Source organism: Vagococcus sp. (genome assembly GCF_052102835.1).
Classification (GTDB): Bacteria; Bacillota; Bacilli; order Lactobacillales; family Vagococcaceae; genus Vagococcus.
The window spans coordinates 15,374-39,873 of sequence record NZ_JBQEIL010000002.1 but is presented as its reverse complement, the minus strand read 5'-3'; the positions used below and the strand labels follow the sequence as shown (position 1 = coordinate 39,873).

The 24,500-nt window shown below is 36.6% G+C and carries 25 protein-coding genes; 7 read left to right on the top strand and 18 right to left on the bottom strand.

Features of this window, described 5'->3' with window-relative positions; translation table 11 throughout:
- Window positions 1–35 precede the first annotated feature (35 nt).
- The 7 genes from ACTJFD_RS02160 to queA form a co-directional block, all read right to left on the bottom strand.
- On the bottom strand, window positions 36–1,355 hold the full coding sequence (locus ACTJFD_RS02160) for a C40 family peptidase (protein WP_442259412.1): 1,320 nt from the start codon (window positions 1,353–1,355) through the stop codon (window positions 36–38).
- A gap of 126 nt (window positions 1,356–1,481) precedes the next feature.
- On the bottom strand, window positions 1,482–1,997 hold the full coding sequence (gene mreD, locus ACTJFD_RS02155; RefSeq protein WP_442259411.1) for a rod shape-determining protein MreD: 516 nt from the start codon (window positions 1,995–1,997) through the stop codon (window positions 1,482–1,484).
- A complete protein-coding gene (gene mreC, locus ACTJFD_RS02150; RefSeq protein WP_442259410.1) occupies window positions 1,997–2,857 on the bottom strand; it encodes a rod shape-determining protein MreC in 861 nt (286 codons plus the stop codon). Before mreC ends, mreD begins: the two co-directional genes overlap by 1 nt.
- 183 nt (window positions 2,858–3,040) lie before the next feature.
- A complete protein-coding gene (adhE, locus tag ACTJFD_RS02145; RefSeq protein ID WP_442259409.1) occupies window positions 3,041–5,635 on the bottom strand; it encodes a bifunctional acetaldehyde-CoA/alcohol dehydrogenase in 2,595 nt (864 codons plus the stop codon).
- A 367-nt stretch (window positions 5,636–6,002) separates the two neighbouring features.
- Window positions 6,003–6,338 carry a preprotein translocase subunit YajC gene (gene yajC, locus ACTJFD_RS02140; protein WP_442259771.1) on the bottom strand — a complete coding sequence of 112 codons (336 nt, stop codon included), beginning with the start codon at window positions 6,336–6,338 and terminating at the stop codon, window positions 6,003–6,005.
- Between the two features lie 92 nt (window positions 6,339–6,430).
- Window positions 6,431–7,576 carry a tRNA guanosine(34) transglycosylase Tgt gene (tgt, locus tag ACTJFD_RS02135; protein WP_442259408.1) on the bottom strand — a complete coding sequence of 382 codons (1,146 nt, stop codon included), beginning with the start codon at window positions 7,574–7,576 and terminating at the stop codon, window positions 6,431–6,433.
- A gap of 19 nt (window positions 7,577–7,595) precedes the next feature.
- Window positions 7,596–8,630 carry a tRNA preQ1(34) S-adenosylmethionine ribosyltransferase-isomerase QueA gene (gene queA / locus ACTJFD_RS02130; protein WP_442259407.1) on the bottom strand — a complete coding sequence of 345 codons (1,035 nt, stop codon included), beginning with the start codon at window positions 8,628–8,630 and terminating at the stop codon, window positions 7,596–7,598.
- 172 nt (window positions 8,631–8,802) lie between these two features.
- Here queA and ACTJFD_RS02125 point away from each other — a divergent pair, with 172 nt between their 5' ends.
- Window positions 8,803–9,444: a hypothetical protein gene (locus ACTJFD_RS02125; protein ID WP_442259406.1), complete on the top strand. Its 642-nt coding sequence runs from the start codon at window positions 8,803–8,805 to the stop codon at window positions 9,442–9,444.
- 50 nt (window positions 9,445–9,494) lie between these two features.
- Here ACTJFD_RS02125 and ACTJFD_RS02120 read toward each other — a convergent pair whose 3' ends face one another.
- From ACTJFD_RS02120 to ACTJFD_RS02075, 10 genes are all read right to left on the bottom strand, one after another.
- Window positions 9,495–9,776: a hypothetical protein gene (locus ACTJFD_RS02120; RefSeq protein WP_442259405.1), complete on the bottom strand. Its 282-nt coding sequence runs from the start codon at window positions 9,774–9,776 to the stop codon at window positions 9,495–9,497.
- Window positions 9,777–9,891: 115 nt separating this feature from the next.
- Window positions 9,892–10,905 (bottom strand): Holliday junction branch migration DNA helicase RuvB, encoded by a 1,014-nt coding sequence (gene ruvB / locus ACTJFD_RS02115; protein ID WP_442259404.1) that lies wholly within the window; start codon window positions 10,903–10,905, stop codon window positions 9,892–9,894.
- A gap of 14 nt (window positions 10,906–10,919) precedes the next feature.
- Window positions 10,920–11,537, bottom strand: coding sequence for a Holliday junction branch migration protein RuvA (gene ruvA / locus ACTJFD_RS02110; RefSeq protein ID WP_442259403.1), 618 nt, complete (start codon window positions 11,535–11,537; stop codon window positions 10,920–10,922).
- 54 nt (window positions 11,538–11,591) lie between these two features.
- A complete protein-coding gene (locus ACTJFD_RS02105) occupies window positions 11,592–12,137 on the bottom strand; it encodes a GNAT family N-acetyltransferase (protein ID WP_442259402.1) in 546 nt (181 codons plus the stop codon).
- A gap of 339 nt (window positions 12,138–12,476) precedes the next feature.
- Complete coding sequence (gene msrB, locus ACTJFD_RS02100) at window positions 12,477–12,905, bottom strand: peptide-methionine (R)-S-oxide reductase MsrB (RefSeq protein ID WP_442259401.1); 429 nt, start codon at window positions 12,903–12,905, stop codon at window positions 12,477–12,479.
- A 16-nt stretch (window positions 12,906–12,921) separates the two neighbouring features.
- Window positions 12,922–13,479: a Maf family protein gene (locus ACTJFD_RS02095; RefSeq protein ID WP_442259400.1), complete on the bottom strand. Its 558-nt coding sequence runs from the start codon at window positions 13,477–13,479 to the stop codon at window positions 12,922–12,924.
- Between the two features lie 14 nt (window positions 13,480–13,493).
- On the bottom strand, window positions 13,494–15,371 hold the full coding sequence (mutL, locus tag ACTJFD_RS02090; RefSeq protein WP_442259399.1) for a DNA mismatch repair endonuclease MutL: 1,878 nt from the start codon (window positions 15,369–15,371) through the stop codon (window positions 13,494–13,496).
- A gap of 28 nt (window positions 15,372–15,399) precedes the next feature.
- A complete protein-coding gene (mutS, locus tag ACTJFD_RS02085) occupies window positions 15,400–18,000 on the bottom strand; it encodes a DNA mismatch repair protein MutS (protein ID WP_442259398.1) in 2,601 nt (866 codons plus the stop codon).
- Entirely contained in the window at window positions 17,984–18,406 is a 423-nt protein-coding gene (locus ACTJFD_RS02080) for a YlbF family regulator (RefSeq protein WP_442259397.1), read from the bottom strand. Before ACTJFD_RS02080 ends, mutS begins: the two co-directional genes overlap by 17 nt.
- Window positions 18,407–18,425: 19 nt before the next feature.
- A complete protein-coding gene (locus ACTJFD_RS02075) occupies window positions 18,426–19,226 on the bottom strand; it encodes a TIGR00282 family metallophosphoesterase (protein ID WP_442259396.1) in 801 nt (266 codons plus the stop codon).
- A 156-nt stretch (window positions 19,227–19,382) separates the two neighbouring features.
- On the opposite strand from ACTJFD_RS02075, the gene ACTJFD_RS02070 reads away from it, so the two are divergent.
- Genes ACTJFD_RS02070 through ACTJFD_RS02055 form a run of 4 tightly spaced genes read left to right on the top strand, consistent with a single transcriptional unit; the run spans window position 19,383 to window position 21,951 of the window.
- Window positions 19,383–19,994: an NAD-dependent epimerase/dehydratase family protein gene (locus tag ACTJFD_RS02070; protein ID WP_442259395.1), complete on the top strand. Its 612-nt coding sequence runs from the start codon at window positions 19,383–19,385 to the stop codon at window positions 19,992–19,994.
- Between the two features lies 1 nt (window position 19,995).
- The gene (locus ACTJFD_RS02065) at window positions 19,996–20,772 is read left to right on the top strand and encodes a phosphopantothenoylcysteine decarboxylase domain-containing protein (RefSeq protein WP_442259394.1); all 777 of its coding nucleotides are present in this window, start codon (window positions 19,996–19,998) and stop codon (window positions 20,770–20,772) included.
- A gap of 1 nt (window position 20,773) precedes the next feature.
- A complete protein-coding gene (coaC, locus tag ACTJFD_RS02060; protein WP_442259393.1) occupies window positions 20,774–21,307 on the top strand; it encodes a phosphopantothenoylcysteine decarboxylase in 534 nt (177 codons plus the stop codon).
- A 14-nt stretch (window positions 21,308–21,321) separates the two neighbouring features.
- A complete protein-coding gene (locus ACTJFD_RS02055) occupies window positions 21,322–21,951 on the top strand; it encodes an ECF transporter S component (protein WP_442259770.1) in 630 nt (209 codons plus the stop codon).
- A gap of 163 nt (window positions 21,952–22,114) precedes the next feature.
- On the opposite strand, the gene thiT is transcribed toward ACTJFD_RS02055, so the two are convergent.
- The gene (gene thiT / locus ACTJFD_RS02050) at window positions 22,115–22,531 is read right to left on the bottom strand and encodes an energy-coupled thiamine transporter ThiT (RefSeq protein WP_442259769.1); all 417 of its coding nucleotides are present in this window, start codon (window positions 22,529–22,531) and stop codon (window positions 22,115–22,117) included.
- Window positions 22,532–22,653: 122 nt separating this feature from the next.
- On the opposite strand from thiT, the gene ACTJFD_RS02045 reads away from it, so the two are divergent.
- Both ACTJFD_RS02045 and ACTJFD_RS02040 read left to right on the top strand, forming a co-directional pair.
- Window positions 22,654–23,760, top strand: coding sequence for a YibE/F family protein (locus ACTJFD_RS02045; protein WP_442259392.1), 1,107 nt, complete (start codon window positions 22,654–22,656; stop codon window positions 23,758–23,760).
- Entirely contained in the window at window positions 23,750–24,493 is a 744-nt protein-coding gene (locus ACTJFD_RS02040; RefSeq protein WP_442259391.1) for a YibE/F family protein, read from the top strand. The genes ACTJFD_RS02045 and ACTJFD_RS02040 overlap by 11 nt, the downstream gene beginning before the upstream one ends.
- Window positions 24,494–24,500: the final 7 nt, after the last annotated feature.

The following is a 24,500-nucleotide window of genomic DNA, read 5'->3' as shown; positions in this document are numbered from 1 at the left end:
CATCGGTTTTACCCTAACTAGTCTTTACGAATTTTTTAGTTAACACGAACACCAAAGTCTGGTGACCAAGCTGACATACTTTGAACTGTCACGCCTTGTCCTGGTGCTGGTGCATGGATATATTGACCGCCACCAACATAGATACCTACGTGATGTGTTGCTCCTGCTCCACCCCAGAATACTAAATCTCCTGCTTGTAATTGGCTTAATGAAATACGAGTTCCCGCACTTTCTTGAGGAACTGTCCAACCACCAATTTCTTTACCTGCTGCTTGACGGAAAACATAAGATGTAAATCCTGAACAGTCAAATGATGCTGGTCCTTTTGCTCCCCAAACATATGGTTTACCAATATGTTTGTAAGCTTCAGCTACTATTGAACCGCTATTAGCCGCTGGTCTTGAAGGTGCTTGTTCTTGTGGTTGAGATGGTTGCTCTTGCGCCGGTTGTTGTTGAGCTGGTTGCTCTTGTGCCGGTTGTTGCTGAGCTGGTTGTTCTTGTGCCGGTTGTTGTTGAGCTGGTTGTTCTTGTACCGGTTGTTGTTGAGCTGGTTGCTCTTGTGCCGGTTGTTGTTGAGCTGGTTGTACTGAATTGTTAACAGGTGCTTTTTCTTCTTTATTTAATTTTTCAGCCGTTTTTTGAGTTGTCGCTACCGCTGCCTTTTGAACGGCACGTTTTTTCTCAGCATCTGCCTTTTCTTTTAAGAATTGTTCTTTTTTACCTTGTTCAGTTGCTTTTTCAGCTGAAATTCCACTAACAACAATTGTTTGAGCTAATTGTTGATCTTCTAATTCACCTTTTTTAGCTTCTAAAGTCACGGCATTTTCTTGAAGAGTCGCTGCTTTTGCTTCTGTTTGTGCTTTTTTAGTTGCTACAGCTTCTTTGTCTTCTTTTTGTTGTTGCATCAAATCATTATTAGCATTTACTAATTTTGAAGCAGCTACTACACGAGTAACAGCATCAGAAACTGAATCTGATTCTACAACTAAATCTAAAATATTAGAACTTGATGAATCTACCTGAACTGAACGAGCTTGTTCTTTGATTGATGCATCACGCTTTGCAATGCGTTGTTCTAAGTCCGTAATTTCTTTTGATAATTTCGTAATTTCTTTACCTAATGAAGCTTGCTCTGTTTGTAGAGCTGTTGCTTCTTCTTTAATAGAAGCGATTGAATTTTGAATAGAGGCTAATTCTTTTGCTGCTGTATCTTCTTTAGCTTTCAATTCAACAATTTTCTTGTCTTGAACTTCTACTTTATTATCAACCGTCTCTGCGCTAGCCATCATAGGAAGAGCTGCTGCAGATAATGTAATAGTACTAATTAAAATTGCCGATAGGACTTTCTTTTTCACGTATTCTTCCTCCAAGGATCATTTTTTTTAATTCATTCATATTTCTTACGACAAAATGATTGTATCATAGTCACATGTCAGCCATATAATGAGAATGTTACAATCATGTTTCAATGGTTAGAATCATTATTTTTTAACGTTAAATGCCTTCTTTAACGGGATGACAAAAATCAAAATTAAAATTAAATTTAAAATTAAAGTCGGTGCTAACGTTCGTGTGAAGACATCTAGAATTGTTGTATCGGTCAAATCAAATAATGTTAACAATAATATCCGACCTAATGAAAGGCACGTCACAAAAACAATAAAACTTAAAATAATGGTCAATGTACTAGGAATCACCCGTTCAAAAACGAAATACATCAATAAAACAAGCAGTGGGAACAACAATAAATTAATCCCAATGACATTATAATAATAAGAATCATATAATAATCCCATCACAGCTGCCCAAAAAACCATATACGTTTTATTAAGTTGAAAAGTGGCAAACATCATTACCATTAATAGTAAGTTACACGTAAAAGCCATCGGAACACTCATCATTGAAAGGATCGCATTGCTAATGTGACCATCAATTAACATTAAAAAGAAAAAACAAAAAGGCATAATATAAGGAATAAACTGTTGTCTTTCTTTCATTACTCGTTACCTGCCAATTTCTTTATCACGGTCACTGTCGTGATATCATAAATGTCAGCAATTGGTGTGACTAAAACTTCGTCATGCAAGCCTGTCTTACTTTTTTTGATTTCTTTCACTTCACCCACCAATAATCCCTTAGGTGAGTTACTTCCTAATCCAGAAGTTGATACGCGGTCCCCTTTTTTGATGTCTTTAGTTGTTGTCAACTGAGAAACAGTTAATGTATGTGTTTTACTATTGTACGCATTCATCAAACCGTAGGCTGCAGTACTTCCCTCAGCAGCAATCATCACTGGAAAATGATTCGTATTTTGGTTAACCGTCGTTAGTAATTCTACTTTAGCACTGTGCTTTTCTGCAATAATGACACGACCAATTAATCCTTTGTCCCCCATTACAGCCATATTAACTTCAATACCGTCCGCTTGTCCTTTGTTAAGAATTAAAACATCTTGCCAAGTATCCGGTGAACGATTCACCACACTAGCATTGACCACATCATAGTTAGATAACGTTGACGTTAATTTTAATTGCTCTTTTAATTTTTCGTTCTCACGCTTATAGTTAGCGATTTCGGTTTCCAACATCGCATTATGATCTATTCTTTTTTTCAAACGATCATTTTCTGTATACGTACTGAATAAATTAACTACCGCTTTGACGCTATTTTCGACTCCTTTAACAGGTGCCAAAAGGATATGATCAATGGTAGTTACAGCACTATTTACTTGTGATTGTCCTGGTAAACTAGCTTTGTTCTTATCGCGTTGCATGGCACTTACACTGACTAAAGCTACAATCGCAATGACAATAATTAAGTCTATGATAATATTTTTACTTGAATTAAATTTTTTCACCTTTCCACCTCGGTTAACTTAATAAATTAGATACACAAGTTACATTTTAGCATTATTTGCTATGAGATGCCATGTTTCCTACTATACATTTAATAAAAAAAGAAACCTTAAGAAAAATAAAAAAAGGAACATATCCAAGGGGGTTGGTATGTTCCTTTTTTATTTTATTTTGATGTAACGTTTTTAATCTTCGTAGGCATCAAGAATAATTTGTTTCAATTCACTAATCAATGGTTCTTTTGGATTAGCTGTTGTACATTGATCTTCATAGGCTAATTCAGCCATACGGTCAACAGTACTATTTAATTTTTCTTGCGTTAAGTTTTGAGCTTTAAGATTCATTTCAATACCACAACGTTTACCTAAATCATTAACAGCGACAGCTAATGCTTCAACCAATTCAGCGGTTGTATTGCCTTTTAATCCTAAGAAGCGAGCGATATCTGCATAATCTGTGTCTGCTCTAAAGAAATCATATTTAGGGAAAATCGCATGTTTTGATGGATCTTTAGCATTGTAACGAATAACGTGTGGTAACAGGATTGCGTTCGTACGACCATGTGGAATATCATATTCGCCTCCGATTTTATGTGCAATCGAGTGACTAATTCCTAAGAATGCGTTCGCGAATGCCATCCCAGCCATTGTTGATGCATTATGCATTTTCTCTCTATTTTCTAAATTCGGGCGTTTCACTGAGTCTTCTAAATAATCGAAAACTAAACGAATGGCTTGTAAACTTAAGCCTCTTGTATAGTCTGATGCCATTACGGATACATAAGACTCTATCGCATGAGTTAAAACGTCCATCCCAGTGTCGGCTGTTACTGATGCTGGTACACTCATAACGAATTGAACATCGATAATTGCCACATCTGGTGTTAACGCATAGTCTGCTAACGGGTACTTAACATGAGTTGCACTATCAGTAATAACTGCAAATGGTGTCACTTCAGCACCAGTTCCTGATGTTGTTGGGATACATACCATTTTAGCTTTATTAGCGACTGGCAAACGATACGCACGTTTACGAATATCTAAGAATTTTTGTTTTGCTCCGAAGAAGTCTGTTTCTGGGTGTTCATAGAACAACCACATCCCCTTCGCCGCATCCATTGCTGATCCACCACCGATAGCAATAATCGTATCAGGTTGGAATTCTCTCATTTTCGCTGTTCCTGCATCAACTGTATTCGTTGATGGGTTAGGCTCAACATCTGAGAACATTTCGAAGACAACTTTATTACTACGTTTGTATAATTCACGGATGACTTTATCTGCATAACCAAATTGAACCATTCCCGGGTCACAAACGATGAAGACGCGTTCGACATCTGCCATTTTTTGTAAATATTGAATTGAGTTCTTTTCAAAATAGATTTTTTCAGGTAATTTAAACCATTGCATATTATTTCTCCGTTTCGTTAATGTTTTTGTATTAATCAGATTAATTGACGTTACATTTTTAGAAACTGAGTTTTTACCATATGAACCACAACCTAATGTTAGTGAAGGGATCATTTCGTTATAAATATCACCGATACCACCTTGTGCTGCCGGACTATTGATTAAAATACGACATGCGTTCATACGAATACCAAATGCTAAATGTAAATCTTCATCTTCTGAATGAAGTACAGCTGTATGTCCTTCACCATTTAGTTTTAACATTTTCTCACATAATTCTAAACCATGTTCGCGACTGTTTGATTTAAACATTGCTAAAACAGGAGATAATTTTTCTCTTGATAAAGGATAATTTTCGCCAACGCCTTCTAATTCAGCAATTAAAATTTTAGTTCCTTCTGGAACATTAATACCAGCTTCTTTAGCGATTGAAACAGCTGAGTGGCCTACAATTTTAGGATTTACTGCTGTTTTAGCTTCGTTCATTACTGTGCCTTCTAATTTTTCAATTTCTTCAGGTTTTACAATGTAAACTTGATGAGCTTCAAACTCAGCTTTAACGTCATCGTAAATTTCTTTATCCACAATAATTCCTTGTTCAGAAGCACAAATCATTCCATTATCAAATGACTTAGAAACAATCAAGTCATTTACGGCACGTTTAATTTTTGCCGATTTTTCAATATAAGCTGGCGTATTCCCTGGCCCAACACCTAATGCTGGTTTACCGGTTGAATAAGCTGCCTTAACCATCGCTGAACCACCTGTTGCTAAAACAATAGCAACGCCATCGTGATTCATTAGTGCATTGGTTGCTTCCAATGAAGGTTTTTCAATCCATTGAATACAATCTTTTGGTGCACCTGCTTCAATTGCAGCATCTCTAACGATACGAGCTGCTTCAACTGAACATCTTTGAGCGCTTGGGTGAAACGCGAAAATAATTGGGTTTCTTGTTTTTAACGAGATAATTGCTTTAAAAATAGTCGTTGACGTTGGGTTTGTCGTTGGGGTCACACCACAAACTACACCAACTGGGTCAGCAATTTCCATAATTCCTTTTTGCTCATCTTCATTAATGACACCAACTGTTTTGTTATATTTAATGCTGTTCCAAATACTTTCAGAAGCAAACATATTTTTTATTGCTTTATCTTCATAAATCCCACGGCCTGTTTCTTCCACTGCCATCTTAGCTAACGGCATGTGTTTGTCTAAAGCAGCCATTGCCATTTGGTGAACAATTGTATCTATTTCTTCTTGATTAAATTTCTTTAGTTCTTGCAATGCAACTTGCCCTTTGCTCACCATTTCATTAATCGAATCTTGTACATTAGCCACGTCTTTTTTTACTTTATTATCTTTAGCCATCGTATCCCTCCGTTGTTCGTTATGTATTTCACAAATTGAATATAACCTTTTTCAGAGCGTTTGTAAAGTCCTTTTGTGATTTTTTTCACTAAAAGATAAAAGAATACGTTTTCACAAAGAATTTCTTAATTTTTTAATAAAATAGCCACAATTTTTGTAAAAAAAGATTGACGCGCTAAGTGAAAATAAATAAAAAATATTTTTTATTTATTTCGTTTTTTCTAAACCGCTTTCATTGTCTTAGTTTTTTAGATGTTATTTAATAACTCGTGTTTTACAAGAAGTCCTTTTTTTATTTTAAAATAAAAAAAGAGACTGACCTCTAAAAGGTTAGTCTCTTTGAACAGGGCTGACAGCTTGTCCTGAATTATTCTGCATCTTTTTCGTTTGTTGCTTCTTCTTCAATAACTTCAACAACTTCTTCTTCGATTGGTGCTTCAGTTACTGTTGAAGAAGGTATCACTGTTTTAATTGCACCTCGTTCAAATTCTAAAAAGATCCCTTCACAATCTAACGTGATTGTACCTTTATCTGTATTAACTTCGCTAATGACACCGTATAATCCACCAATTGTCACAACATTATCACCAGGATGCATACTATTTAGTAATTCTTGGCGTTGTTTTTGTTGTTTCTTTTGTGTACGTGTCATAAAAAACATCATTCCACCTAAAACAATGATAGGAAGTAATAAACTACCCATTTGGCCCATTCTTTTCCACCTCTATTCTCTCTTATCTACACTAAACACTGTAACAAATTTTAGTCCATTACACTAGTTTATTTAGTATAATTTTAAAAATTCTTCGCATTTTTTTCATTAAATCCATACTCTTCAAAAAAGGCTTCTCTAAACTCAAGTAAATTGTCATCCATAATCGCTTGACGCACTTGACGCATTACATCTTGTAAGAAGTATAAATTATGATACGACGTTAAACGCATACCAAATGTTTCCTCACACTTAATAAGATGACGAATATACGCACGTGAATAATTGCGACAAGTATAGCAATCACATTTTTCATCTAACGGACGAAAATCATTCGCGTATTTCGCATTTTTAACGACTAAACGTCCTTTACTCGTCATGCACGTTCCATTACGAGCAATCCGCGTTGGTAAAACACAGTCGAACATATCAATCCCACGAATGACACCATCAATTAGTGAGTCTGCCGTTCCTACTCCCATCAAATAACGAGGTTTATGATCTGGAATAAGAGGAGTTGTGTATTCTAACATCTCATTCATTTCTTGTTTTGTTTCTCCAACAGATAGTCCCCCAATTGAATAACCTGGAAAATCCATCGCTACTAAATCACGAGCACTTTGTTGACGTAAATCTTTATAACCCGCTCCTTGAATAATACCAAATAAACCTTGAGTATTAGGGTTTTTATGAGCTTTTAAGCCACGCTCTGCCCAACGTGATGTTCTTTCAATCGAACGTTTGACGTAATCATGACTTTCATAGAATGGTGGACACTCATCAAAACTCATCATAATATCTGGGCCTAATTGGTTTTGAATCTGAATCGCTTTTTCTGGCGATAAAAACATTTTAGAACCATTTAAATGATTTTTAAAATGAACGCCCTTTTCTTCAATTTGACGCATATCGGCTAATGACCACACTTGAAAACCACCCGAATCGGTTAAAATCCCTTGATCCCAATTCATAAACTTGTGTAGACCGCCCGCTTCTTCAACAATATCTGGACCAGGACGTAACCATAAGTGATAAGTATTACTCAAAATAATACCGGCACCCATTTCTTTTAACTCTTCAGGTGCCATTGTTTTTACCGTAGCAAGTGTACCTACTGGCATAAACATTGGCGTTGGAAAAGTACCGTGTGGTGTGATGATTTCACCTAAACGGGCTCCTGTATGTTTTTCTGTTTTAATCAAACGATATTTAATAGCTGGTTCTGACATTTTTCATAAGCTCCTCTTCTTAATTTACAAACATAGCATCGCCAAAACTAAAAAAGCGATAATTTTCTTCAACTGCATGATGATACGCTTCCAAAACATGATCTCGACCTGCAAATGCACTTACAAGCATAATTAGCGTTGATTTAGGCAAATGAAAATTAGTTGAAAAAGCATCGACTAATTGAAATTGATAGCCCGGTTTAATAAAGATATCAGTCCAACCACTATCCGCTTTGACGTCACCATTAAATTTAGTCCCAATCGTTTCTAACGTCCGAATTGAAGTGGTTCCAACAGCAACAATCCGTCCACCTTTTGCTTTGACCTCTCTAAGTGTCGCCGCCGTTTCTTCTGATAAAGCATAAAACTCACTATGCATTTGATGTTCTTCAACATTATCAACACTCACTGGGCGGAACGTTCCTAGCCCGACATGTAAGGTTAGATAAACTAATTTGACTCCTTTATCTTGGATTTTTTTTAATAACTCTTCTGTAAAATGTAACCCTGCAGTTGGTGCTGCAGCTGATCCATTTTCTTTAGCATAAACCGTTTGATAGCGCTCATTATCTTGGAGTGTTTCTTTAATATAAGGAGGTAGAGGCATCTCACCCAATGATTCTAAAATTTCTAAAAATACACCCTCATAATTAAATTCAACTATTCGACCACCATGTTCCAGTTCTTCCGTTACAATAGCCGTTAAACGTCCGTCACCAAATGAAATTTTAGTGCCTACTTTGGCACGTTTCGCAGGTTTAACCAAGGTTTCCCATTTGTCACCTTCTGTATTCGTTAATAACAATACTTCTAAGTGCCCTCCCGTTTCTGGCTTTTCACCATGTAAACGTGCAGGCAGTACCCGTGTATTATTCATTACCAAGGCATCGCCCTCGTGAAGGTAATCAATAATATCATAAAAATGTCGATCTGAGACTTCCCCAGTTTTTTTGTCTAAGACCAATAAACGTGAAGTTGCTCTGTCTTTTAAGGGCGTTTGAGCAATCAATTCTTCGGGCAAATCAAAATCAAAATCTGATGTACTTAATGTCATCTTTTTTCACCTTTTTCTCTAAAGTCTTCCTGTTGTATTCTATCATCTTTAGTAAAAAATAAAAACATATTCAGCCAATTCCTTCCTTTTCTCTGACCACTCTTTTAAAACGCTCCTTTTAATTATTTTTGGTATACTTAATAAAAGTCTTTTTATTAGGAGGTTTTTTAAAATGATTGGTTTCGAAGCAATTGCTTTTTTTATCTTTTTACTTTTTTGTATTTTTCTTTTGCGTATTCGCCAACATAAAAAAGAACTGATTACTACAGCCAATGATCGAGCAACTAGTTTCATTCTTTTAAAAAAAGCAATCCCCTTAATCTTCACACCTTTTAAATTATTTGTTTTATTTTTATTTTTAATGAGTGCTCTTTTTCTCTTTAATCTAAAAGAGGTCAAAGTTGCTTCTTATTTTCCCGTTTCTCTGACTGCACTTTCTCTATTACTAACCACCTCTAATATTTCAAATAATTTATCCAACCAAAGTAATTTAAAAAAACTCTCTAAAGAAGCACATGAAGCTTATTTAGGTCGCATCCTTTTAGCTGCTATCATCTGGCTAATTATCAACATTTTTTCTTTTTGCGTCCCTTTACTTCCTTTGAATGAATTAGCCCCCGACTTTGAAAGAGGACTCACACTCTTCTTCCTACAACTCTTTTGTCTAGGAATTTTGCTTATTTTTGATTTATTGGTCTCCACAATTAAAATTTATCGTTATACAGAACCTCGACAACAATCTAAGCAGCAAGAACAAAAACAACGGCATCAACAACAAATAAAAAAATGGGGATCTTCTAAAAAAACTAAATAAGAGGACTAAAAAAACACAAAATATTAAAAAATATTTTGTGTTTTTACTCATTATTTATTTTTATCCAAATAAGACTTCGTTTGTTCCACTGTTTCTTCAACAATTTGAGTGGTGCGATTAGCGATATCTTGCGCAACTTCTTGCGAAGTCCCAATAATTTGATCAAACTTACCTTCTGAACGCAACGCTTGGTTATTAGTTATATCACCAACTAACTCTTTTGTTTTACCTTTAACCATTCGTTTGTTCCATTTTGGTTTTTGATTTTTTTTCCATACCGCATAACCAAACACAACACCCAGCGAACCTAAAATTAAGCCTGTTTTTTTCATTATTTCCAGCACCTTTCTATTTCTTTTATCACTCTCATTATAACTAAAATAGGCTCAAAAGGCTCTTTTAAACCCTCGTTAATTATTTAAAAATCAATTAAGATAAAAGATAAGGTTAGTTTTCTGGTTGAACGTAACCTAGATGTTCATAGGCCAATGCTGTAGCCATCCGCCCTCTCGGTGTTCGTTTAATAAAACCTTTTTGGATTAAGTAGGGCTCATACATGTCTTCAACTGTCTCAGTTTCTTCACTGATGTTGACAGCTAACGTTGATAAGCCAACAGGGCCTCCTTGGTACATCTCAATCATGGTTTTCAGTAATTTTTGATCCACATAATCCAATCCTTTTTCATCTACTTGAAGTAACTGGAGAGCATGGTCAGCAATTTGAGCATCTATCTGACCATTACCTTTAACTTGTGCCACATCTCGAACCCGTTTTAATAAACGGTTCGCAATTCGTGGGGTCCCTCGTGACCGTCTTGCAATTTCTAACGCACCGATTTCTAAAATTTCAGTTTCAAAAATATCAGCTGAGCGTAAAACAATTTCTTTAAGATCTTCCTCCTCATAATATTGCAGATGAGAAATAATTCCAAACCGATCTCTCAATGGTGCTGAGAGCATGCCCGCACGTGTTGTTGCTCCAATTAGAGTAAAGGGCGGTAAAGGGAAATGCACCGGATGAGCTGTTGGACCTTGCCCGACAACGATATCGACAAAAAAATCTTCCATCGCTGAATACAGTAACTCTTCAGCAACACGAGGAAGCCGATGTATTTCATCAATAAATAAAACATCCCCCGGCTCTAACTCATTCAACATGGCGACCAAATCCCCCGGACGCTCGATAGCAGGTCCACTTGTCGTTTTCAAGGAAACTTCCATCTCATTGGCCACCACCATTGCCATTGTCGTCTTACCCAAACCTGGTGGTCCATAAAGTAAAACATGATCTAGCGTCTCAGCACGCTGTTTTGCCGCTTGAATGTAAATGGCTAATTCCTCTTTCACCTTTGTCTGACCAATATATTGTGATAGATATTGAGGGCGGAGTGACATTTCAACCACTTCTTCACCTTGATCTGATATTTCACCAGATAAAAGACGTTCCTTTTCATTTGACACTTAAGCGACCCCCTCTATTTTTTCATTAGTAATTTCAAACCTTGACGCAAATACTCATCTGTCGTTGTCAATGTTTCTTTTTCTAGTATTTTGATAATTTTTTTAAGTTCTCTTTCTGTATAGCCTAGTGCACGTAATGCTTCAATCGCTTCTTTTAACGTTTCTTTTGTTGGTGTTTCAAAAAGATTTTCTTGTTTATTCATCGCAGAAACAGCCGTTTCACTCATTTCTAAGCCCTCTAATTTCCCTTGTAAATCAAGAACCATTTGACGAGCTGTTTTTTTACCTACTCCTGGAAATTTCGTCAAATAGGCATCGTCTTCCATTTCGATGGCATTCACTAAACCACCATGATCTTCTGAAGCCATAATTGCTAACCCACTCTTTGGCCCTATACCCGAAACACTAATAAGTTTCAAAAAAAGTTTCTTTTCTTCTAAAGAAGAGAAACCATAGAGCATTTGCAAGTCTTCTCTCACCACTTGATGAACATAAACAACTACTTCTTTTTGATAAGAAGCAGAGTAGCGAAACGGATTGGCTACTGCAATTTGATAACCGATTTGATTGTTTTCTAAAACAATATAATATGGACTCACAAATGTGATGATCCCTTTCAGATATTCGTACACTTTTCTTCCTCCCGTACACATGTTCCCTTGATTATAGCATATTTTTAAGCTGAGCTAAACACTCTTCATTCGTTCCCATTCTTCTCTTAAAATACCATAACGAATAGAATCATAGTAATTCCCTTGATATAAACGAACTTGTCGAATTTGTGCTTCTTTCGTCATTTTTAATTTTTCACCAATCTTCATCATCCCAATGTTTCCAGACCAAGTTGTAAAGCCTATTCGATGTAAATAAGGAAATTGTTTAAAGAGGTATGTTAACCATAATTTAAAAACCAAAGTCCCTAAGTTATTTCCCCAGTAGCGAGAATCATATAAACAAATCCCCATCTCCAGCCACTGTTTTAAGGCTCCATCATCCCAATAGCTGAATACTTGACCAATGATTTGATTGTCATACTCAATCACCGCGACCATGGGTGATTCTACAAAATGTTGCATGGCTTCTTGCTGATATTGTTCTAAAGTTAAAACGGGGTCGTTAAAATAAGGACCGTTCCACTTCATCCATTCCAAATCTTTTTGGTAGGCTAACTCCCACAGCGGTTGAATATCCTCTTGCTGATAAGCTCTTAGAGCGACTTTTTTTTTACTCATCTTTTTACTCCATTCTTTTTATGTTTTTCAATTTAACGATTTCTTTAAAAATAAGTCATAAAACCAGAAACATTTGAACACAATTTGTTCACATTTTAGTTCTATTATATAAGTATACCAACAAAACAACCCTAACAAACTTTTCATTTTATTTACTCCTCCAAAGTAAATAAACAACTCCTTTTTTGACCTAGGCAAGAGGCCTAGGTCTTTTTTTTGCCTTTTTTCATTTTTAATATAAAAATTTTTCTAACCGTTCCATTTAGCAAAGATGCTTTTTAGCTAAAAATAAAGACTTATACCAAAACAATGATTGTTTTGGTATAAGTCTTCTATTAACTATCTAAACAAAGGTAAGTAATGGCCATAACCTTCTTCACGCATCTTTACAACTGGGACAAAACGCAAAGCGGCACCGTTGATACAATACCTCAAGCCACCTTTATCCTGTGGACCATCAGGGAAAACATGGCCTAAATGGGAATCAGCTGATTGACTTCGGACTTCCGTTCGCAAGCGACTCAAACTTCGGTCTTCCAACTCTTTCAACGTTGCTATCGGCTTGGTAAAAGATGGCCAACCACACCCAGCATCGTATTTGTCCTGAGATGAAAATAAGGGCTCTCCGCTCACGATATCGACATAGATTCCCTCTTCATCAAAGCGATCATATTCACTAGAAAAAGGATGTTCGGTTCCCTGTTCTTGCGTGACTTGATATTGTAATGGAGTTAAACGTTGACGTAATTCTTGATCGTTCGTTTTCATGGCTTCTCTCTCCCTCTTACTTTGTTAATGTTTTAAAATATTGATTTAAAAAACCAATGGGTAATCCAACCACTGAATAATAATCACCATTAATTTTTTTAACTAATAAGCGACCATACCCTTGAATACCATAGGCTCCTGCTTTATCTTGATATTCATTATAGCTTAAATATTTTTCAATGTCTTCCGAACTTAACTCATAAAATGAAACCGCCACTGTTTCTGTGTGTAAGATACTTTCAGTAGGTGTTTTAAGCGATAAACTCGTCATTGCTTGATGCGTTGTTCCACTTAATTTTTTTAACATTGCTTGCGCTTCTTGACGATTTTTAGGTTTTCCTAAAATCATTTGGTCCAAAACTACCACTGTGTCACAACCAATCACAAGTGATTGAGGGTTTTCAGTCGAAACGGTGTGTGCTTTTTGTTCTGCCATTCTTTCAACGTAGTCTTGTGGTTTTTCATTTAACAATGGTTCTTCATCGATATCGGCGGGAACAATTGTAAAATTAGGAACCACCATTTTTAGTAACTCTTGACGACGGGGTGAGGCAGAAGCTAAAATAACCTTCATACTTTATTTCCTCCTTAATGTGGATCTTGAATTCGTTTAAATAGTCGTTCCATTTCATGATTTGTAAAATGAATTAAGACTGGACGACCATGTGGACAGTTATAGGGATTATCACATTTTTTCAAATCACTTAACAATTGGCGCGCTTGCGCCACATCTAAATGATGATTGGCTTTGATGGATTGTTTACAGCTCATCATAATCGCTGTATCTTCTCTAAATTCGGCAACACTGAGCGTGCCCTGTTCGAGTGCCTCATCGATCATCTCACGAATAATGCTTTCTTCTTGTCCTGTTGGATACCACGTGGGATGTGAGCGAACAATAAAACTACGATTACCAAAATCCTCTAAAAGAATTCCAACAGCTTCTAGCATTGCTTTTTTTTCTTTAATTTTCAAATAATCTGACATCGGATAATCCAAAACAATCGGTAATAATAATTCTTGGCGATCATTCGAGACTTCTCCAATTTTTTGACGAAAATACTCGTACTTAATTCGTTCTTGAGCGGCATGCTGGTCAACAATATATAAACCTTGAGCGCTTTGAGCAAAAAGATAGGTCCCATGCATCTGACCAAAATATTCCAAATCTGGAAAAGTTTCTTTCGAGGACTCGATTTCTTTACTTGGTGTTAAATCCAATCTTTCGCGGTCATCCTCAAGTGAAGAAAAAGGAGCTCTCAAAGGTTCCGTTTTATGTGTTTCTGCTTCGCGAACTGTTGGTAACTCTTCTGCCGCATAGAACTCTCCCGACTGAGCATCATACGTCAAAGAAGTACTTGCTTTGACTTCTTCCTTTGGTTCTCGTGCTTCTGGTGTCAAGGCTAATTGTTCTGCTATCGTTGATGTTGGTTTTATTTTTTGCTGAAACGCAGAAGAATCACTCACTCCTGGAATTAAATTTCCTTGTTGAAAGACTTCATAAATACTTGAAGTAATCAACGTCATCAACTCTTTTTCTTTGCTTAAGCGAACTTCTTGTTTGGTCGGGTGCACATTGACATCGACTAACAATGGGTCCATTTCAATATGAAGGATCACTAACGGAAAACGTCCCACCATTAATTTTGAGCCATAACCAGCCACTATCGCTTTATTTAAAAGATAATTTTTAATATAGCGACCATTGATAATCAGTGACATATAATTCCGACTGGCTCGAGTCACTTCGGGTAAAGAAACATATCCGGATACTTTAAAGTCCAAATCGCTTTTCTCAACTTTACGCATTTTTTTAGCTGTCGCCACACCGTAAATCCCCGCAATTGTTTGCCGTAAATCACCATTACCAATAGTAGCTGTCATTTTATGACCCTCATGAACTAAACGAAAAGCAATCTTAGGGTGACTCATCGCTAAACGATTGACCATGTCCCCAATATTTGCTAATTCTGTTTGTAATGTTTTTACATACTTTAAACGAGCCGGTGTATTAAAAAATAAATCTTCAACGGTAATACTGGTTCCTTTTCGTAAAGAGTGAGGTCTGTTTTCTGCCACTTGCCCGCCAACGAAAGAAACAAAAGTGCCCTCGCCACTGCCTGTTGACGTTTCAATCGTTACTTTTGAAACGGAAGCAATACTGGGTAAAGCTTCGCCTCTAAAACCTAAAGACCGAATCCGAAACAAATCATCTCGAGTGTGAATCTTACTCGTAGCATGTCGCTTAAATGCGTTTAAAACATCATCAGATTCAATCCCCTCACCATTATCAATCACTTGAATTTTGCGTAAACCGGCTTCTTCTAAATAGATATCAATTTGTGTACTCTTCGCATCAATGGCATTTTCAACTAACTCTTTTACAACCGAGGCAGGACGTTCGACCACTTCACCAGCAGCAATTTGATTGGCTAAGGTTTGAGATAATTCTGCTATTTTACTCATCTAGATCCTCCTCTTCTTTTTCCTTCATTTATTTTAATTTCATTTGTAACTCTAATAATTTGTTCATCGCCTCCATTGGGGTCGTTGCCATAATATTCAAGGAGCGGAGTTCACTAATCACACTAGATTCTTCCGGTGATAATTCTTCAAATAAAGATAGTTGACCTGCGACTTCGACTTCATTTAACGTCGGTTGTTCTGCTTTTTCCAGTCCTTTTCCAGTTGTTTCTAGTGGAATGGACGGCGGTTGCTCTTTTTCTAGCGCGTCTAAGATGACCGTGGCGCGTTCTAATAAATCATCTGGTAAACCGGCTAGTTTGGCCACATGAATCCCATAACTTTTGTCAGCAGGGCCTGCCATCATTTTATGTAAGAAGACAACCTCGCCCTCTTTTTCAACCGCACCAACGTGTGTGTTTTTCAAACCCGCTAGTTTTTGTTCTAACGTTGTTATTTCATGATAATGCGTTGAAAATAACGTTTTTGCTTTAACGTGTTCGTGAATATATTCGATAATCGCTTGTGCTAATGCCATTCCATCATAGGTTGCTGTTCCACGCCCTAACTCATCAAACAAAATCAAGCTATTTGGCGTCGCATGTTGTAGCGCCTGATTGGCTTCCATCATTTCAACCATAAAAGTACTTTGACCTGAAATCAAATCATCAGATGCTCCAATTCGCGTGAAAATCTGGTCAAAGATGGGGAGTTTTGCTTGTTCACAAGGAACAAAACAACCCATCTGAGCCATAATGACAATCAGCGCTAGTTGACGCATGTAGGTACTTTTACCAGACATATTAGGTCCTGTAATCAACAAAATATCTGTAGCTTTATCCATGTAAACAGAGTTAGGAACATACTCTTGTGCTCCGACCACTTTTTCAACCACTGGATGACGTCCCTCTACGAGCTCTAATTGATGCGTTTCACTCGTTAATTCTGGCCGGACGTAGTGATAGCGTTCACTGATTGTCGCAAAACTCTGTAACACATCTAATGACGCAATCGCTTTAGCAACTCGTTGTAATGGTTTAATTTCCGCTTTAATTTGCTCTCTCACCACAACAAACAATTGATATTCCAATTCTTGTGATTTTTCTTCAGCTTCTAAAATCAAAGTTTCCATCTCTTTTAGTTCTGGCGTCACGTAGCGTTCCGCATTAGCTAATGTCTGTTTTCGTTCATAACGCCCTTCTGGTAATGAGGCAATATTACTTTTAGTAATTTCTATAAAATAACCAAAAACACGATTAAATTTAATTTTTAACGTTTTAATTCCTGTAGCCTCACGTTCTTTAGCTTCTAATTCAGCCAACCATTTCTTACCATTGCGCATCGCATCTCGATAACCATCTAAAGTTTCATCGTAGTCATCTCTAATAATCTGACCTTCCGTAATTGACAAGGGAGCCTCATCATGAATCGCCTGACCAATCAAGTCAGAAACACTTGTAATTGGGGTTAAATCCGCTAAAAGAGTGGTCCATTCCCCTTGATTAATCCCGGTTAACAAATCACGCATAAAAGGTAATTGATCCAACGATTGTTTTAATTGTAATAAATCACGACCATTCACACTACCAAAAGATACTCGACCTACTAAACGTTCTAGATCATAGACTTTCTTCAAATAGTCTTTGAGATCCATCCGTTCAAAGTAAGCGGCTAATAAACTCTCGACGCGGTCTTGACGTTCTTTAATTTGACTGGATTGGATTAAAGGACGATCCAACCACTGTTTTAACAATCGGCCACCCATCGCTGTGTTTGTTTCATCTAAAAGCCATAATAACGTACCTTGTTTTTCCCCGGTTCGAATCGAACGCGATAACTCTAAATTATATTTAGAATAATAATCCATTTTTAAAAAATGACTCGGTTCATACAATACCGCAGCTTGCAAATGACCCAAACTTCTTTTCTGAGTTCGACTAAGGTACGACAACAAAACAAGAGTGACTTGTTTAACGGCCTCACCCTCTAGACTTGTTGTTAAAAAAGCAAGCTCTGCATTCATTTCAATTTCTTTTTGTTCAGAAATTAAAATATGACGAGCAACCAATTGTTGTTCTAACGCTTCTGGTATTTCACTACCTAAAACAATTTCTTTCGTTTGTAAACTACTGCATTCATTTAAAACACTTTCTTCATCCTTCAAAATACTTGTTTTTAATTCACCAGTACTCAAATCTGTATAAGCAAAACCAAACTGTCCCTCTTGATAAATAATCGCTGTTAAATAATTATTTTCTTTTGCAACGACTTCTTTTCCTTCAACTTTTGTTCCAGGAGTAATCAATTGAACCACTTCGCGTTTAATCATGCCCTTCGTTGTTTTAGGATCTTCGACTTGTTCACAAATCGCTACTTTATACCCTTTTTCAACTAATGTATCAATATAACCTTGAGCGGAATGATGCGGGACACCACACATTGGTATCGGATCTTCTGCATTTTTATTTCGACAAGTTAAAGTTAGTTCTAAAATTTGGGCTGCTTTTTCAGCATCTTCATTAAACATTTCATAAAAATCACCTAAACGATAAAATAAAAAAGCATCGGGATATTGCGCTTTGATGCCTAAATATTGTTCCATCATTGGAGTGTGTTTAGTTTTTTGAGGCATGTTGTTCCTCCTTACCTATTTCTAAACGAGCTTCTAGTCCAAGATTCACTTCACGTTCTAATAATTGTGTCACATATTGCAAAAGCTCATTCGCTACCACTAGACGCTCACGGTACGCTATCACTAAAGGATGTTCATCAAATGCTTGTTGTTTTTCATCCGCTAAACGTAACGCTACTTTTTCAGCTTCTGGTTTATCATAATGCGCAAAGCTAACAGCTTCTTTTTGATGTTGTTTGATTTCTTCTACTAATTCTTGTAAGCCCTCATGCGCTTCTATTTTTTTTGCAATTTTTTGATAAGCAATAATACTGTCATGGTTCTCTAATTGATGTAAGAGAGCCTGCAACTCTTTTTCGACTTGTCCTTCATAGATGGGCGCTCTTGATTTTTGTTGTTCCTTCATTTATTTCACAATTCCTTCTTTATTCACGGTACGGATGATCCGCATTAATCACGTGTGCTGTAATTTTTTTAGCTTTACCTGTTTTGTCATCAATGTCAATCACACAATAAGATAATTGTTCTCTACCTTCTGTGACCACCTCAAAACGATGAGGTAAGGCCGTTCTAAATTTATCAATCACAGCTTCCTTATGCATCCCTAAGATGCCATCATAAGGCCCTGTCATGCCGACGTCTGTTAAATGAGCCGTCCCATGGGGTAAGATACGAGCATCATTGGTTTGAACATGAGTATGTGTTCCAATGACTGCAGAAACTTTACCATCTAAATACCAAGACATTGCTAATTTTTCACTTGTGGTTTCTCCATGAAAATCCACAAAAATTAGCGGCGTACGTTCACGAGCTTCAGCAACTAATTCGTCCATCTTAGCAAAAGGATCATCTAAAGCGACCATAAAACTTCGAGCTTGCATATTGATTACCGCTAGCTCTAATTGGTTCACTTTTACATACACAATTCCTTGTCCCGGTGTCGTCGCTTCTGGAAAGTTCGCTGGTCGAACCATCTTTTTAGCCGTATCAATAAATTCAAAAATTTGATGATTGTCCCAGGTATGGTTTCCCATGGTGACCACATCTGCACCATCTTGTAAAAATTTTTTATAGATTTTTTCAGTAATTCCTCTACCTGACGCTGCATTTTCGCCGTTAATAATCGTCACCTGTGGACGGTACTCTTTTTTTAATTTTGGTAAATAATAAGAAATTGCATCTCTTCCGATTGATCCAACAACATCTCCAACAAATAATATTTGCATGATTGGCCTCTTTTCATTAGTTAACTACTGGTTACATTTTATCAAGTTTTTCACATAAATTAAAGTCATCTGATACTTTTAAGCAATCCCTTTAGGCAAGTGTCCAAGTTATGTTAGAATAGGACACATAATAAAACGAAAGCGAGGCTCATATTTATGCAAAAACCTTTAGTTGTTTTTGGTGGGAGTGGTTATATTGGTCAAGCCTTATGCCAAGCGGCACTCCACCAAAAAAGACCCGTGATTAGCATTTCGCAACATGGTAAACCTAAAAAAGAACACGCTTGGATGAATTCCGCACAAATGACTTGGGTGTCTTGTAATTTATTGACCTCTACTCTTTGGAAAAAATATGTTCAGTCTAGCTGGGCCTGTGTTAATTTAATTGGTATTTTTTTTGAGTCTTCGCAAAAAAGCTATGATCAAGTGATTGTTACGATTAATCAACTTATCAGTGATGAAGCTGAAAAAAATAAAGTTCCTTATCTTTTTTTATCAGCAACGGCTGGGCCAATTGGCTATTTAAAAGCTAAAAAGGAAGCTGAAAAATATTTAACAAGTAAAAGTAACCCTACCACTGTTATTCATTCTGGTCTAGTGACTAGTTCTGATCGTCCTTTTAAAAAATTACAGGCCTTCACAATTAAAACAGCCGCTTTTATTCCTGGCCTACGCACGCTTGCTCAAAAAAGCTACCCTATTGAATTAGAAACACTGGCCCAGACGATACTCGCTCGTTTAAATCAACTTGAAAAAAGGAGTACCTAACATGAATATTTTAATTACCGCTGGTGGTACAGCTGAAAAAATTGACGATGTCCGTCAACTTACCAATCAAGCAACTGGACGCTTAGGTAAAGTCATTGCTGAAACGTTACTAAAAAATGAAGACATCCATTTACTTTATGTTTATGGTCCAAATGCTGTTTTGCCTGAAACAACGACAAAAGCAATCCAATTTTTTCCTATCCGTTCTGTGGAAGAACTCAAACAACAAATGCAGCAACTATTAAGCTCTAAAACCATTGATTATGTTATTCATAGCATGGCAGTAAGTGACTACAAGCTTAACTTTGCTTTATCTGGGGATGATTTAGTTCGCTCTTTAGCGACTGAATTAACAGCCTTTGATCATCTCAATCAAAGAGAAAAAGAAGCAGCCTTAAAAACAATCTTGTTTAAAAACAGAGATCATTCGCAACCACAAGCCAAAAAAATGAGTTCTGATTCGGAACATCTGGTTCTTTGTTTAGACCGTGCACCTAAAGTCATTCATTTTATTAAACAATGGCAACCGACGACTAAATTAATCGGTTTTAAGCTGCTCGTAGGCGTTTCAGAAGACCAGTTAATTCATGTAGCCCAACAAAGTTTGACTAAAAATCAAGCAGATTTTATTATTGCCAATGATTTAGAAAACATTACAGATACCCTGCACCCTGCTTTACTCGTAAATAAAGAGGGCGTCGTTGCTCGATTTAAGACTAGACAAGAGATTGCTTTAGGTTTACAATCACTTATAAAAAATAGGAAAGAGGTTATTTAAAATGCCGACCGTTTTACTAGGCGTCTCAGCTAGTATTTCAGCGTATAAAGCTGCTGATTTAATTAGCCAACTAAAAAAGAAAAACTACAATGTCGAAGTCATTATGACAAAAAATAGCACTGCGATCATTCCAGCACTGACGCTACAAGTTTTATCAAAAAACCAAGTCCATCTCGACGTTATGGAAGAAGCAACACCTACTGATATTAACCACATTGATTTAGTCAAACAAGCGGATTTATTCATTATCGCTCCTGCCACTGCCAACATTATCGGTAAAATAGCAAATGGTATCGCCGATGATATGTTATCAACAACAGCCTTAGCTGTTCATGATATTCCTTTATTAATTGCTCCTGCGATGAATACTTATATGTATCAACATCCTGCCGTTCAAACTAACTTAAATCGCCTTATTTCATATGGCTATCAAGTGATTGAACCCAAAGAAAGCCTGCTAGCTTGTGGTGACTATGGCAAAGGGGCACTTGCAGATATTTCAGATATTATCACCGCTATTCAAGAGCTGATTTAACAAAAAGGAGGTTTATCGTGAAGATCAAACAATTAGTTCTAACTGCGATGTTTTTCGCTATCATGTTACTTTTTGCTTTCACTCCTCTTGGTTTCATCAATCTAGGAGTGATTAAAGCAACCTTATTACATATCCCCGTCATTATTGCTTCGATCGTCTTAGGACCGCGTATCGGTGGTCTTTTAGGCCTCTTTTTCGGAGTTTTAAGCATCACGGTCAATACCATTACACCTTCACCTTTATCCTTTGCCTTTTCACCTTTCTACCCTGTCATTGGAACTGAAACGGGTAGTCTTTGGGCATTGGTCGTTGCCTTGCTGCCACGAATTTTAACAGGAGTTGTTCCTTTCTTTGTTTATCGTTTTCTTAAAAATAAACTAAAAAAAGAAAACCAAAAAACAGCTCTTTTCATCTCAGGTGTTAGTGGCTCATTGGTCAATACAATTTTAGTAATGAATTTTATTTTCTTTATCTTTCAAGATGCGTATGCTCAAGTTAAAGGGGTTGGTGCTGGCTGGGGATTATATAAAGTAATCCTATCCGTGATTGCGATTAATGGTGTTCCTGAAGCGATTATTGCAGGTATTGCTACCAGTGCCGTTGCGAGTGTCCTACTAAAGTTGGAAGCGAGAAATCATGCTTAAGACGGATGTTTTATCATGTCTTTTATCATATACTTATTTTATCAGTTAAGACGCATTCAAAACTTAGCTGCTTAACTCCAAGTTATTCATTCGTTTTACGACAATTATTACCCTAAAAAAGCTTGCTTGTTTCTCTTCGGGAGGAACAAGCAAGCTTTTTTAATTATCGTACATCGGGTAAAAATAGTTTAGGCCGCTTTCTTAATAATAAGAACAAAGCAATCCAAGTCACAATTCCAGTAAATAAAGCATTACTTCCATTTAAGAAGAAAGAATAAACCATTGGACTCATTCCCTTAGGTGCACAACTTCCCCAAAAGATAATACCAGCAATAAAATGAAAAAAGTAACGAGATAAAATCCCAACAATAATCGCTACGGTTAAATAAAATACCGTTCGTTTTTTCTCATTCTGGCTTAAAGCTTGCTTGAAACGTAAACTGACAATTCCTGACACCCCGACTGCTAAATAAGCAAACACGTATTCAATTAACGCTTGTGGCAAACTAAAAACTGAAGCTTTTCCTAAAGATATCGAAAATCCTGGACCAAATTTAACAAGAACAAAAGACAGAGCCATTGCCAAAGGATTAATCTATTGTCAATCTTTAAGTTTATTTTGCTCTTAGACTTTCGTATTTTCCTATTATCGCCTAAAATAGAAAGAGAACTTTAATTTTTTATTTAGAAAGGATGACTCAAATGGACGCCTCAAAATCAGGAAAATTCAAAACTGGTTTATTATTTATCTTACTAATAACTGGTGGCATTAGCATCATTCTATCCCTCAATGCGTCGCTTTATCAACAAACGATTGCCAAAGTTACTGAGGTCACCATTCGTTCTCAAGAAACCGTTCTGAATGAACATCAAACTGCTGAAAAACTGACGGTACAGGATATCAATGTTTTAATTTTGAACGGAAAAAATAAAAACAAATCGTATCAATTTTCTCATACTTACAGCGCTTCTCAAATTACACAACAACCCATTCATTCATCGGACACTCTCTTTGTTAAACTGAAGAATGGAAACATCACTTTTATTGATTTTAAACGAGATACTTCGTTACTTATTCTCATGACTCTTTTCGCCATTTTACTTTTCTTTGTCATGCGCGAGCGAACGTTTATGACGCTATTGAGTCTTTGTATCAATGGAACTCTTTTCGCGGGACTCCTATTAATCTATAAAAATAGTCCCGCAAACTCACTTGTTCCTTTGTTTCTCATTTTTATTCCAATCAGCGTTGGGACAAGTCTACTCATCACTGGAAGGTGGCGACAAAAAACCAAGCTTACGATTCTAGCTAGCATCATCAGTACGTATGTTACTTTTTTCATTGGCTGGTTCGTTATTACCCTTTTCCGTCATCAAGGCTTACGATATGAAGAAATGGAACTGATTACACGCCCTCCACAAACTCTTTTTCTTGCCAGTTTATTACTTGGTTCTCTCGGTGGAGTTATGGATATCGCAATGACGTTAAGTGCTGCCCTTTATGAAATTCATGCCTTACAACCACAACTAACTATGACAGAATTAAAAAAATCGGGCTATGCGATTGGTAAAGATATCCTTGGGCCAATGACAAATATTATGGTTTTCTCCTATTTGAGTGGTGCTATTCCTCTAATTATTATTTTTTTAAGAAATCAAATGTCTTTTACTTACACTTTTTCAATCGTTCTATCTCTTGAAATGGCACGAGCTCTCATAGGTAGTATCGGGATTATTCTAACTATCCCAATCACTATTCATTTATTACTTTTTATTCATCAAAAATGGGGGTTACGTCATGACTGTTAATTTTATTCTTTTTATTATTTTAGCTGGATTAATGCTATTGATTGCTGGCAGACGGGGCTTAACGGCACTCATCGCACTCATCCTTAACTTAGCTTTAATGTTTATTGGGATTGTTCTCATTCGGAACGGCTTTTCAATTATTGGTGTCACTTTAAGTGCTAGTCTTTTAATTAGTATGATGAACCTTTTTTTCATCAATGGTTATACTCAAAAAACAAAAATCGCCTTTATCAGTAGCCTTTGTGTCGTCCTCATGCTCATCGGTTTAATTTTCTTCAGTATTTCTATCATGCATCTCCAAGGGTTGCCTCAAGAAGAACTCATGGAAATGGATATGTATTCTTTACAAATCGGAACTAACTTCACTTTAATTAGCGTGGCTGTCCTTATTATGAGTGTGATTGGTGCTGTCAATGATGTTGCTATTTCGATTACCTCTTCAATGGCAGAGCTAAAAATCACGACACCTGAACTCTCAACGCAACAATGGTACTCTTCTGGAATAAAAATTGGTAAAGATGTCCTTAGTGCGACACTTAACACTCTAATTTTCGCCATTGTGGGAAGTCAGCTTGCACTTTTTATCTGGATCACAGATTTAAATTATTCTTTTAGTCAAATTTTTAATACTAAAATTATGGTTAGTGAATTGGTTAGCCTTTTGATTAGTGCAATCAGCATTACCCTGACCGTCCCCATTACCGCTAAACTAATGGCTCGTACAAAAAAATAAAACAAAA

Excerpts from the sequence above, each read along its gene's own strand:
- ACTJFD_RS02045 (WP_442259392.1), top strand. The coding sequence starts at position 22,654 with ATGGACGCCTCAAAATCAGGAAAATTCAAAACTGGTTTATTATTTATC.
- ACTJFD_RS02095 (WP_442259400.1), bottom strand. The coding sequence starts at position 13,479 with ATGAAGGTTATTTTAGCTTCTGCCTCACCCCGTCGTCAAGAGTTACTA.
- ACTJFD_RS02105 (WP_442259402.1), bottom strand. The coding sequence starts at position 12,137 with ATGAGTAAAAAAAAAGTCGCTCTAAGAGCTTATCAGCAAGAGGATATT.
- ACTJFD_RS02070 (WP_442259395.1), top strand. The coding sequence starts at position 19,383 with ATGCAAAAACCTTTAGTTGTTTTTGGTGGGAGTGGTTATATTGGTCAA.
- msrB (WP_442259401.1), bottom strand. The coding sequence starts at position 12,905 with ATGAAAACGAACGATCAAGAATTACGTCAACGTTTAACTCCATTACAA.
- queA (WP_442259407.1), bottom strand. The coding sequence starts at position 8,630 with ATGACATTAAGTACATCAGATTTTGATTTTGATTTGCCCGAAGAATTG.
- mutL (WP_442259399.1), bottom strand. The coding sequence starts at position 15,371 with ATGAGTAAAATAGCAGAATTATCTCAAACCTTAGCCAATCAAATTGCT.
- ACTJFD_RS02125 (WP_442259406.1), top strand. The coding sequence starts at position 8,803 with ATGATTGGTTTCGAAGCAATTGCTTTTTTTATCTTTTTACTTTTTTGT.
- coaC (WP_442259393.1), top strand. The coding sequence starts at position 20,774 with ATGCCGACCGTTTTACTAGGCGTCTCAGCTAGTATTTCAGCGTATAAA.
- ACTJFD_RS02075 (WP_442259396.1), bottom strand. The coding sequence starts at position 19,226 with ATGCAAATATTATTTGTTGGAGATGTTGTTGGATCAATCGGAAGAGAT.
- yajC (WP_442259771.1), bottom strand. The coding sequence starts at position 6,338 with ATGGGTAGTTTATTACTTCCTATCATTGTTTTAGGTGGAATGATGTTT.
- ACTJFD_RS02040 (WP_442259391.1), top strand. The coding sequence starts at position 23,750 with ATGACTGTTAATTTTATTCTTTTTATTATTTTAGCTGGATTAATGCTA.
- ACTJFD_RS02065 (WP_442259394.1), top strand. The coding sequence starts at position 19,996 with ATGAATATTTTAATTACCGCTGGTGGTACAGCTGAAAAAATTGACGAT.
- mreD (WP_442259411.1), bottom strand. The coding sequence starts at position 1,997 with ATGAAAGAAAGACAACAGTTTATTCCTTATATTATGCCTTTTTGTTTT.
- thiT (WP_442259769.1), bottom strand. The coding sequence starts at position 22,531 with ATGGCTCTGTCTTTTGTTCTTGTTAAATTTGGTCCAGGATTTTCGATA.
- tgt (WP_442259408.1), bottom strand. The coding sequence starts at position 7,576 with ATGTCAGAACCAGCTATTAAATATCGTTTGATTAAAACAGAAAAACAT.
- mutS (WP_442259398.1), bottom strand. The coding sequence starts at position 18,000 with ATGCCTCAAAAAACTAAACACACTCCAATGATGGAACAATATTTAGGC.
- adhE (WP_442259409.1), bottom strand. The coding sequence starts at position 5,635 with ATGGCTAAAGATAATAAAGTAAAAAAAGACGTGGCTAATGTACAAGAT.
- ACTJFD_RS02080 (WP_442259397.1), bottom strand. The coding sequence starts at position 18,406 with ATGAAGGAACAACAAAAATCAAGAGCGCCCATCTATGAAGGACAAGTC.
- ACTJFD_RS02120 (WP_442259405.1), bottom strand. The coding sequence starts at position 9,776 with ATGAAAAAAACAGGCTTAATTTTAGGTTCGCTGGGTGTTGTGTTTGGT.